This is a genomic window from uncultured Planktosalinus sp. (genome assembly GCF_963973675.1).
In the GTDB taxonomy this organism is placed as follows: Bacteria; Bacteroidota; Bacteroidia; order Flavobacteriales; family Flavobacteriaceae; genus Planktosalinus.
Genome location: NZ_CAXBAN010000029.1, coordinates 1 through 11,932, shown reverse-complemented (window position 1 = coordinate 11,932; position 11,932 = coordinate 1). Strand labels below are relative to the sequence as shown.

7 protein-coding genes and 1 pseudogene are annotated in these 11,932 nt (G+C 35.6%); 4 read left to right on the top strand and 4 right to left on the bottom strand.

Features of this window, described 5'->3' with window-relative positions; all coding sequences use genetic code 11:
* Nucleotides 1-129: 129 nt before the first annotated feature.
* The gene (locus tag AACY61_RS02205) at nt 130-579 is read right to left on the bottom strand and encodes a nucleoside deaminase (RefSeq protein WP_339609765.1); all 450 of its coding nucleotides are present in this window, start codon (nt 577-579) and stop codon (nt 130-132) included.
* Between the two features lie 75 nt (nt 580-654).
* Here AACY61_RS02205 and AACY61_RS02200 point away from each other — a divergent pair, with 75 nt between their 5' ends.
* A complete protein-coding gene (locus AACY61_RS02200; protein WP_339609763.1) occupies nt 655-2,424 on the top strand; it encodes a 1-deoxy-D-xylulose-5-phosphate synthase in 1,770 nt (589 codons plus the stop codon).
* A gap of 53 nt (nt 2,425-2,477) precedes the next feature.
* On the opposite strand, the gene AACY61_RS02195 is transcribed toward AACY61_RS02200, so the two are convergent.
* Both AACY61_RS02195 and AACY61_RS02190 read right to left on the bottom strand, forming a co-directional pair.
* Nucleotides 2,478-5,078, bottom strand: coding sequence for a T9SS-dependent M36 family metallopeptidase (locus tag AACY61_RS02195; RefSeq protein ID WP_339609761.1), 2,601 nt, complete (start codon nt 5,076-5,078; stop codon nt 2,478-2,480).
* 127 nt (nt 5,079-5,205) lie between these two features.
* Nucleotides 5,206-6,549, bottom strand: a complete 1,344-nt coding sequence (locus AACY61_RS02190) for a deoxyguanosinetriphosphate triphosphohydrolase (RefSeq protein WP_339609759.1) — start codon at nt 6,547-6,549, stop codon at nt 5,206-5,208.
* 207 nt (nt 6,550-6,756) lie between these two features.
* On the opposite strand from AACY61_RS02190, the gene AACY61_RS02185 reads away from it, so the two are divergent.
* Nucleotides 6,757-7,995, top strand: a complete 1,239-nt coding sequence (locus AACY61_RS02185) for a hypothetical protein (RefSeq protein WP_339609757.1) — start codon at nt 6,757-6,759, stop codon at nt 7,993-7,995.
* A 120-nt stretch (nt 7,996-8,115) separates the two neighbouring features.
* On the top strand, nt 8,116-10,941 hold the full coding sequence (locus AACY61_RS02180; protein ID WP_339609755.1) for a TonB-dependent receptor: 2,826 nt from the start codon (nt 8,116-8,118) through the stop codon (nt 10,939-10,941).
* Between the two features lie 58 nt (nt 10,942-10,999).
* Here AACY61_RS02180 and AACY61_RS02175 read toward each other — a convergent pair whose 3' ends face one another.
* Entirely contained in the window at nt 11,000-11,365 is a 366-nt protein-coding gene (locus AACY61_RS02175) for a hypothetical protein (RefSeq protein ID WP_339609753.1), read from the bottom strand.
* A 283-nt stretch (nt 11,366-11,648) separates the two neighbouring features.
* Between AACY61_RS02175 and AACY61_RS02170 the strand changes: the two are divergent.
* Nucleotides 11,649-11,932: pseudogene (locus AACY61_RS02170) on the top strand (hypothetical protein); the annotation flags it as partial.

Genomic DNA, 11,932 nt, shown 5'->3' with positions numbered 1-11,932 from the left:
AACCAGTTTTATAGGTTTTTGTGGGCTATACTCACTGTTTGGTATTAAAACCTGTGCTGTAAAAGAGAAAGCTTAGTCTTTAAAAACTGGGAGGATACAAATGAAATTGAATCTCTTGGTTTTTCATTTTTAATTTAAATTTCGTTTTTCTATAAAAAACCGCTTCAATAACTCTGAAGCTTCTTCAGCTAAAATGCCTCCTTCCATTTTGGTTTTGGGGTGGAGTTGTGTTTTCATAGTGATGCACCCTCGTTGCTCGTCCCGAGCTCCAAAAACCACCCGGTCAATCTGGCTCCAAGCGAGAGCTCCAGCACACATCTGGCAGGGTTCTATGGTAACATAAAGTGTGCATTTTTTCAGGTATTTTCCGCCCAGGAAATCGGCAGCAGCGGTGATGGCTTGCATTTCGGCGTGCGCGGTGACATCATTTAAAGTTTCGGTGAGATTGTGTGCGCGGGCAATGATTTTATTGTTCACCACAATCACAGCTCCAATGGGAATTTCGCCTTTAGCGAAGGCATTTTCAGCCTCCTGTAAAGCACGTTTCATGAAATAACTGTCATCAAATGGTTCAATCATCAGGTCTTATATCTATTGTCTAACGTCTTTAATCTATATATCAAAAATACAACTTCAATTGTTTACTTTTGCAATATGGCAACATCTTTATTAGACGATATCAACTTCCCTGAAGATTTACGCAAACTCACTCGGAGTCAACTACCTCAGCTTGCCAAAGAATTGCGCAAATTCATCATCGATATTGTTGCTACTAAAGAAGGTCATCTTGGCGCCAGTCTGGGCGTTATAGAATTGACCATTGCATTGCATTATGTTTTCAACACACCTGAGGATCTATTGGTATGGGATGTGGGACATCAAGCTTATGGGCATAAAATTTTGACTGGAAGAAAAGCTAATTTCCACACTAACCGCCGGTTGAATGGTATTTCCGGTTTCCCAAAAAAGGAAGAAAGTGTTTATGACGCCTTTGGTGTTGGACACAGTTCAACAGCCATTTCAGCTACTTTAGGAATGGCGATTGCTTCCCAACTCAACGGAAACACAAAACGGCAACACATCGCTGTGGTGGGTGATGCTTCCATCGCCTCAGGAATGGCTTTTGAAGGGCTCAATCACGCAGGTGTAACAGATACCAATCTTTTAGTCATTCTTAATGACAATGCAATTGGCATTGACCCTAGTGTGGGTGCTTTAAAGGAATATTTGACCAAAGCCACCTTGAAAAGAACGCCCAATCAGGATACAATTTTTGAAGCTTTGAATTTTGATTGTTCTGGGCCGGTAGATGGGCATAATTTAATGGAATTACTTCAGGAACTGGAACGTTTAAAGAAAGTACCGGGACCTAAACTGCTTCACGTTATTACTAAAAAAGGAAAAGGTCTCCGTCAAGCAGAAGAAGACCAGGTAAAATATCACGCCCCCGGAAAGTTCAACAAAGATACCGGTGATTTGTTGCCAAAATCAGCAGTTTTACAACCACCCAAATTTCAGGATGTATTTGGGATTACGATGGTCGAACTCGCTGAACAAAATCCAAAAATAATGGGTATTTCCCCGGCGATGCCCACTGGGAGTTCTTTGAAATTTATGATGGATACTTTTCCTGCCCGTGCATTTGATGTAGGTATCGCTGAGCAGCATGCTGTTACGTTTTCTGCGGGTCTGGTGACACAAGGAATGATTGTGTTTTGTAATATCTACTCCACTTTTTTACAGCGTGCTTATGACCAGGTAATTCATGATGTGTGTTTGCAAAAGTTACCGGTAATTTTTTGTCTGGACCGCGCCGGAATTGTAGGTGAAGATGGCGCTACTCATCACGGTATTTTTGATTTGGCATATTTGCGTTGTATTCCAAATTTAATAGTTTTTGCTCCGCGAAATGAAATTGAACTTCGTAACATTATGTACACAGCTTCTTTAGGTCTCAATTTACCAATCGCTATTAGATACCCTAGAGGCAGGGGTACTAAAATTGATTGGAAAAAGCCTTTTACAAAAAAAGAAATTGGAAAAGGTGAGTGCATTAAAAAAGGAAATGGTATTGCAGTAGTTAGTGTTGGAACTATTATAACAAATGTTGAAAGGGCTTTGACTAATAGTTCAATCCAAGAAGTTGCTGTTTATGATCTGGGCTTTATCAAGCCTTTGGATAAAAAGTTATTAAATGCCATTTTTAAAAAGCATAAAACAATTATTACTATTGAAGATGGTGTTAAAACAGGTGGTTTTGGGAGTGCAATACTTGAATTTGCGGCATCCAACAATTACAAAAATACTATTCATGTTACAGGAGTTGAAGACCAGTTTCCGGAACACGGAAGTGTTGAAGAACTTCAAGATTTATGTGGTATTTCTCCAAAAAAAATATCCGAACTCATTCAAAAGTTACAATAAAAAAAAGACTGTCAATGTATTGACAGTCTTTTTTAAAGAATTAAATTAAAATATTATTTGATAATTAATTTTGCATTGTGGGTGTAATCCTCTCCTTCAATCTGTAAAATATATACTCCTGTATTTAAGTTATCGGCCTGAATATTAACAGCACCGGACATCATAACATTCTGACTGAATACTTTTCTTCCGTTGATATCATAAATTGAAATTGTGCTATCACCCATGTTTTGTCTAGAGACAATATTAATATTCCCTTGTGATGGGTTTGGATAAATCATAAAGTTATTGAAAGATTGACCTTGTGTTCCAAGCAAACACTCCTCAGGCACATCAAATGCCTCAACCTGATCAAAACGGTTATTTGAATTTCCTTGACTAGCACTTAAACCAAGTCCTCTATTAGCAAAAACATTCCAAATAAGACATTGGTTAACTCCATCGTTTGCAAGTTCATCTGCTTGTAAAATTGCATCTCTTCCATTTACAAATCCGGGACTACAATTCTGTAATTTAAGGCCATCAACTACGAGTTGAAGAGCAATGTTGTTACCTCCTGTGCCTTCATAGATGTCAGGATCAAATCCATATTCATCCACCAATGCCCACGTTAAATCCCAAAGCATTGTTGCCCATACAAACCCAATTCCATGAGGTTGAGATATTCCTGCATTGTTTGTAGCCGTATAAGTATATGGATTTACAGCAAAACTTGTACTATAAGGAGCTGGCCTAATTCCATTTCCATTAGTGGGTTGTCCAACCGCAAAAGTTCCAATACCCCGTGGTTGATCTGGCGTGTCCTCTGCTTTCATGGTTAGTATTAAACCAAAATAATCACTCCAGCCTTCACCCATTTGTTCGTCATTGGATAAACAATTAGAATTAAATGCCCCACCTGTTAGTCTATTAGATATTCCATGACCATATTCGTGTGCAATAATTCCATTGTCAAGAGTACCATCAATCATGTAGGGTCCTGCATCTTCAAGGGTAACATTGATTATTTGTCCATTTATTAGAGCATCAATAATGGCATCGCCATCAGATTGGTTAATCATTAAAGAAGGAATTGTTACCTGATCACCAACGTCTCCAGGTCCCATTGCTATGGGTTCACCGGGCACATTGTTTATCATAATTACTGCAATCGCTCCTTCATTTTCAGCTGCGAGCACTTTAAAACCAAATTGACATTCTCCTCTTCTAATAACAGCAATTTTTCCGTCTATTTCACCTCCATTTGTGATTAAGTCACATGCATCATATATATCTGTAGAAGGGCCGGAATTATCATCTTTTACAAGTGCTAAATCAGCAGTTAAAGGTGTGGTTGGGATTGGATCTCCAAACTGAGCCCCTAAACCAGTATAATCACCAGCTAAAGGTCCATTATTAATTGTCAATGGCTCCCCAGGAGGGCCTTGCGCACTCCATAAAAACATTTGCATTCTGGGTCTGTTTCCTTCAGGAGGCGTGCCAAAATTTGCATTATTCATCCCTGAACCATCTTGTGCATCAGCATTTACAGCATCGCCCCCAAGACCTTGGCCGGTATAGTTAGTTTCCTGAAAATTTCCGCTTTGTTCATCAAATCCATATCTGTAAAAAACATCATGTATAATGTTATTCCAATAAAATAAATTGGTAGTTGAAGCATCAACATAACCAATAGGTTGCTGATTAAAGTCAATTTCAAATTCAAATTCTAAATCATTCCCTCCTTCAGTATAGTTTCCTGTATTGTTTCCGGCAATGTCTGCACGCGCTCTTACGTTATTTCCGCGAGTGGTTGTAAATTCTGCTCCAACAACCCCATCAGTATCGTGCCATCCAAATGGGGAAGCCACAGGATCACCCGGTTCTGAAACAAGGACTGCGTTTCCATGACTTGGACTTTCAACCGGCATTGGAAACACAAGGTATTGTGAGCCGTCATTTGGAGTAAAAGATGCCGTTTCAACTTCTAATATACTTTTAGTTGACGAATTTAATTGATTTGTGTGGGAAGAGAAGTGAGCTTCACCAAAATTGCATTTTGAAATCCAGTCGTGAGTACTTAATAATTCGCCGGTTTGAGCATCAATTCGAACGCTATACCAATGGTCACCATCTAAAATCAAAATATCTAAATCCCAAGCTAACCGCAATCTTGTTTGGTTTGTATTTGGTTGAAAAACTAATTTTACATTTATATTTTCCTGAGATATGTTTCCTGAGTTGAAAAGGTATTTATTGGATTCGGTTTGTTCTATCAATTCAAGACCTGTTGGTGCATTTAAACCGAGTTGACTTGCTGCTTGATAAATTGCTTGATCGGGAGTTAAACCCGGAGTAGCAGAGTTGATTTTTTGAGAAACTCCTTGCAAGAAATCAATTGTAGCATATTTTACATTGCCATTGTTATCAATTGCAAAGTTTGAAGTAGCATTAAATAGTTCAACACCTTGATACCGTTGTACCACATACACATGATTTACTTTTGTACTTTCAGAGTAGTGTTGGTTATAAATTCGAATATCTTCAAAATCCTGTGTGTTAAGACCTAATTGTGATTTGTTTTCATTGAAATAAGAATCAATGACCGAGGGAAAATCTTGTGCATTTAGAAGGCCAACTCCTAAAAATACAAAACATAAAATAATTTTTTTCATTGTTTGAAAGAATAATATTAAAATAAGCTTTTAATTGGTTGATAATTATTTTTTTTGATTGCTAAATATATGATAAAGCAAATAAACTAACAACTATTTGTTTTTGTTTTAACTTTTATAAATTTTTCTAAACATTTTTACCTGATAGTTTGTTAAACGTCAATAATGCATTTCCGTCAGTCAAACCGGCAATGTATGAACAGCAATCTATCAGAAATGAATAAAGATGTTTTTCTTGACTGAAGTCAAAGGTTTTTAAATCCTCTAACAAAAGCTTATCATAATGAAAATCTTTTCCGGTAAACTTATTTTCAATTGTTTTTGTATAGGCGTCAAGTAGAGTTGTTAAAATTTTATAGCCGGCGATTTCTTTATCAATCACTTCCCGGCTTTTATATATTTTTTGAACACTTATTTTTATAATGTCTTCAATTTGTGCTTTAAAATTACTTTTATCTAACAGTGAAACATTAAAAGTTCCATTCAATAGTTTTTTTTCGTTTTCAACAAACACAGTAACTGCTTCCTGAATCAATCTATTAATTGCCAGTGATCGCAAATAATTCATACGGTCTGAGGTGGTTTGAAGTAAATGAAACTTTTTGATGTCGAGTGTATCTTTCACTAGTTTTGTTAGATATTCAAGTGCATAAGACTCGTCAATCCAACCTAGGTTGATTCCGTCTTCAAAGTCGATGATAGTGTAACAAATATCATCTGCTGCTTCCACAAGAAATGCCAGCGGGTGTCTTTGATAGTGAATGTTTTTTTCTAATCCTTTTTTTTGTAAGCCCAGTTCTTCTGCAACTTCTTTAAAAAAAGTTGCGTTACTTTGAAAAACACCAAACTTTTTATCACTGATATCTGAAGAAGGCTTTTTTGGCAAAGATTCTTTAGGATACTTCATAAAAGCCCCCAATGTTGCATAGGTGAGGCGCAGCCCTCCTTCAACTCCTTTTCGGCTTTGGGTTAAAATTTTAAATCCATTGGCGTTTCCTTCAAAATCGACCAAATCCTGATATTGTTTTTCAGTAAGTAAATCTTTAAAACGTTTGCCATTTCCATTTAAAAAATAATCTCCAATGGCTTTTTCGCCACTATGTCCAAAAGGTGGGTTTCCAATATCATGTGCAAGGGAAGCGGCTGCAACAATCGCCCCAAAGTCATTGATGCTATAGCCCAAGGTATCTTTTAAATGAGGGTGTAACCGTAAAATAGCCTTACCAACTTGCCTTCCCAAAGACCTTCCAACAACAGAAACCTCTAAACTATGTGTCAAACGAGTATGCACAAAGTCGGTTTTTGATAGTGGTATAACCTGTGTTTTGTCCTGTAAGCTTCTAAAGGCTGAAGAAAAGATGATGCGGTCATAATCAACTTCAAAAGCAAGGCGGGTTTCGTCTTGCTCTAAACGTAATCTTTTGGTCGTATCGCCCTGTTTTTTTAATGATAAAAGCTGTTCCCAGTGCATTGTGATATGGTTTGAATTTTTATATCTGCAAGATACTACTTTAAGTAAAACTGATGTATGTAAAGAAATCTAAAAGTGATTAACATTTTGATAACCTTGAACTGACAAACACTTAATTTTCATGTAACACCAACTTTACTTGCATGAGGTTTCTTTGTGACATCAAAACTTAAACAATCTATAATTTCAATTAAAATTAAAAAAATCATGAAAAAATTCTTTTTATCCATAGTATCAATTGCAGTTCTTGGGTTAGGCACAAGCTGTAGCGGGAATGATGATGGGCCCATTTTAAATGATGATGATGGTGGTCAGGGTGGTATCATTGTTAAAAGTGGTATTCTTACAGAAAATGAAACCTGGACTTCAGAAAACATTTATGTACTCGACGGAAAAGTGGTTGTAGACGAAAATGTAACTTTAACCATCGAACCTGGTACAATTGTTAAAGGTGAGCAAGGTCAAGAAACTTTAGCGTCAGCGTTAATTGTTGACCAGGGAGGAAGACTCATTGCCGATGGAACAGCTAGTGAACCAATTATTTTTACTTCAATCCTAGATGATATTCAAGTGGGAGAAACTGCAGGTTCAAACTTAACAGTTGAGGATGCCGGTCTTTGGGGTGGTGTAATTGTTTTAGGAAGAGCACCCATCTCAGTAAGTGGAGATTTAGAAACAGCTCAAATTGAAGGTATCCCTGCAAATGAGCCATTTGGTCAATATGGTGGAACAACTCCAAACGACAACTCAGGTATCATTCGTTATGTTTCCATTAGACACGGTGGCATTACCATTGGTCAGGACAACGAAATCAATGGTTTAACACTTGGTGGTGTTGGATCAGGAACTATCATTGACAATATTGAAATTGTTGCCAACCAAGATGATGGAATTGAGTGGTTTGGCGGAACAGTAAATTCTTCAAACTTACTTGTTTGGGGATGTGGTGATGATGGTTTTGACGCCGATCAAGCCTACTCAGGGACCATTTTAAATGGGTTGGTGATTCAAGGTGCTACATCAGGAACTGGGTTGGAGCTTGACGGACCTGAAGGTTCTTCTGCTACAGAAGATTCATTTACAATGAATAACATTACAATAATTGGTGGAGGAATTAGTAGTAGGACTGCTGATTTAAGAGATGGACTTTTGGCAAGTCTAAACAATGTTTTGGTATATGACATCAGTGCTACTTCAACAATCAGAATTAGTGGTGAGGATTCTCAAACTGAATATGCCAATGGAAGATTGAACTTTTCTAACTGGGAAATAGTATTACCTGCCGGAGTTGCAAATGCAGTAGATTTATTGGAAGATGCACCTGTAGGATTAGAAAACTTGTTTACAGATAATGTAACAATTATTAGTTCACCTGCAAACGCAACTGTTGGAGCAAACTTAAATGTTTTCTCTTGGACATTTGCTGCTCAACAAAATGCATTTTAAAAATCATATTAATTAGCAATAATTCATTTTTTGTCCATCCTCATATGAGGATGGACTTTTTAGATTTTCTAAAAACTCTTTATATAAAATTGCTTTAAAAGCACAAGCTAAAATTAAACTATGTCAAATAAACATTTATTTTCGATTCTCTTTTGCCTTCTGAGCACATTGTATGTTTTTTCTCAATCTGGGAAAATTTCAGGTACTGTTTATGATGGTGAATACAATGATGTTCTTCCTTTTGCAACAATTAGTGTTAAAGGAGCGTCAAACGGTACTACTTCAGATTTTGAAGGAGATTATTCCCTTGACCTTGAAGAAGGTGTTTATACGATTGTCTTTTCATTTGTTGGTTATGAAACTAAAGAAATTCAGGAGGTTTCCATTTCGAATGGAAATGTATTTGAAATGGATGTTACTTTGAATGCATCTACCGGCATACTTGACGAAGTGGTGATTTCAACAACAGTTAGACGCAATACAGAGGAATCTGTTTTAAACCTTCAAAAAAATTCTGCCACATTAATGGACGGGCTTTCTTCCCAGAGTATTAGCAGAAGTGGCGCTAGTAGTATTGCTTCGGCTGTAAAAAGTGTTCCGGGTGTTTCTGTTCAAGAAGGTAAATATCTATATGTAAGAGGTTTGGGTGATCGTTATACAAAATCTATTTTAAATGGAATGGATATTCCGGGACTGGATCCTGATAAAAATACCATTCAAATGGATATTTTTCCTACTAATATTTTGGAAAATATCATAATTTACAAATCAGCTTCAGCAGAGTTGCCTGCAGATTTTACAGGAGGTGTTGTTGACATCGTTACTAAAGATTTCCCGTCTAAAAAACAAATGAGTGTTTCATTTTCAGCCGGATACAATCCTGATATGCATTTTAATAACAATTATTTATCACAAGAAGGAGGAAATACAGATTTTTTAGGATTTGATGATGGTACAAGAGAGTTACCCATTTCGTCTCAAATAAATATTCCAAACCCTGCAGAATCCAACAGTAATTTGGAAACCATAACCAGACTGTTTGACCCTAATATGGCTGCTCAACGCGAAAGTAGCCTGATGGATTTTAGTTTTGGTTTTAACTATGGAAATCAATTTGAATTCAATAAAAACAAACTGGGTTTTATTGCGTCAATTGATTATAAAAATGCAACAACTTTTTATGAAGGTTTTGAAAATGGAGTTTATCAAAAACCCGAAGAAAGAGATAGTTATGAACTTCGATTTGATAGAAGACAGTTTGGCGACGTAGGTCAAAATAATGTCTTAGCATCAATTATGACTGGTTTATCATTTAAAACTGCAAAATCAAAATACACTTTAAACCTTCTTCATATACAAAATGGCGAAAGCAGAGCAGCTCTTTTCAATCAAAACACCGAAATATCAAACGATATAAACACCGTAAAAGACAACCTTGAATATACTCAAAGGTCTGTAACAAATTTACTTTTTGGCGGAAAACACACTAGCGGAGATGGGTCATTTATTACTGATTGGAAAATTTCACCAACACTTTCAAAAAGTGAAGACAAAGATGTAAGGTTAACTACTTTTATTGAAAGAGAGGGCGAATTTACAATTAGTGCAGATGCAGGTTTCCCTAACAGAATTTGGAGGAGCCTTGAAGAAGTAAATGCTGTATCAAAAATTGACTTTCAAAAAAAATATACTTTATTTAATAATTCTTCAACCCTAAAGTTTGGTGCTTTGTACAGCTATAAACAAAGAGATTATACCATAAACAGTTATGACATTGGTTTTAGAGGAGTTAACCCAATTGATTTAAACGGTGATCCCGACGCTATACTAACTCCTGATAATATCTGGACGGTAGAATCAAATTCAGGTTATTATTTAAGGGGAAGTTTTCAACCTGCTAACACGTTTGATGCGATTCAATCGACAGCCGCAGTATATTTATCAAATGAATTTAGATTCAGTGAAAACTTTAGAACAATCATTGGTGTTAGAGCAGAACAATTTACAAGTTTGTTTACAGGTGAAGGTAGACAGGATGGTCAAACACTGCAATTTGATAATGATGAGTTACTTAATGAGCTTGATTTTATTCCATCAGCTAACCTGATATATGAGGTAATGCCTAATTCAAACATTAGACTCTCTTATTCAAAAACAACCGCAAGACCCAGTTTTAAAGAAAAGTCTTTGGTGCAAATTGTAGACTTATTAACTGGAATTACCTTCTTAGGAAACATTGATTTAAAACCATCATACATAGATAACTTTGATTTAAGATATGAGGCATTTAATGATAACGCTCAAATGTTTGCTATTAGTGGTTTTTATAAGCACTTTAAAAACCCCATTGAAATTGTAGCTTTTTCAAACATAGCACCCAACAATTTCACACCTAGAAATGCTCCTTCAGCAGATGTTATTGGGGTGGAGTTTGAAGCAAGAAAAAACTTTCAATTCATTGCTGAAAATCTTAAAAATTTGAGTATCAATCTGAATGTTTCGTTAATTGATTCTAAAATCGAAATGAACAAAGGGGAAGGTGAAGAATATGAGTCCAGACTGAACTTTGCCCGTGAAGGTGAAAAAATTGATGATACGAGAGCCCTTCAGGGTCAATCTCCTTTTTTGATTAATACAAGTTTATTGTATAACAATGAAGATTTAGGTATCGAAACAGGGCTGTTTTACAATGTTCAGGGAAAAACACTTGATGTTGTTGGTTTTGGTAAAAACCCTGATGTTTTCATTCAACCTTTTAACAGCTTAAATTTTAACTTTTCAAAAACTATAGGCCCAGAAAAAAAGGCTTCTATGACTCTAAAAGTTGATAATATTTTAAACGATACAAGAGAAAGCTTATATGAATCATTTAATGCCTCAGACAAGCCCTTTGAATACAGAGCGCCCGGAACTTCATTTTCGTTAGGGTATAGCTTGACATTTTAAGCAAAAAAAAGGGCCTCTCATTTTGGAGGCCCTTTTTTTTATTTACATTATATTGTATTTATTCAAAATTACTCACAATTTGAGTTTCTCCTTCTTTCCAAGTTTTTACTTGGGCTATTTTATTATTTGTATATTTTACTTCATTCAGGGTTTTGCCATCATAAAAAAACCAAGTGCCCACCTTCTCTCCATTGTTATATTTTGCAACGGCTAGTTTATTTCCGTTCTCATCATAACTAATCCAGGTCCCTTGTAAGGTTCCATCTAAGTTGTATTGTCCTTCCTGGCTTACAATTCCATTGTCGTGAAAAATTTGTGCTTCAATAAGATCTCCTTTCTTAATTAGCTTTTTTAATGGAGCATCTTGCGCGAAGACATGTGTGCCAATAAGTAAAAGGGTTAGAGTTAAAATTATATTTTTCATAGCATTTGGTATTTAATAATTTATAAACAAATATAATTAATATTTTACAATTTTGAAATGTTTTAGTAACGTTTACTTAACTTTAAGCCTGCAACTATCTGTATTTGTGTTTTTTATAATTTCTATAAATGTAGATATTTAACATTGGAGATCTAAATATCATTCAAATTAAGTAATAAATCTGTATTAAAATTAAATATATCCAACAAAACAGATAACATTTAGGTAACATTGGAAAGCAAAAATAATTAGAATTTTGTGGTCTAAATTTAGCTTATTACAGATGAATGATATGTACTTAATTATGCTAATTGCCTTGGGTCTTTTAGCAGTTGCAGATTTGGTTGTTGGAGTTGCTAATGATGCTGTCAATTTTTTAAATTCCGCTATAGGTTCAAAAGCTGTTTCCTTTAAACTTATTATGATTGTTGCCAGTTTAGGGATTTTCCTTGGTGCGGTTTCTTCAAGTGGTATGATGGAGATTGCACGGAGTGGAATTTTTATACCAAGTGAGTTTTATTTTAATGAAATCATAAAACCAACCGTAAATGAAAATAAAGAAGTTGT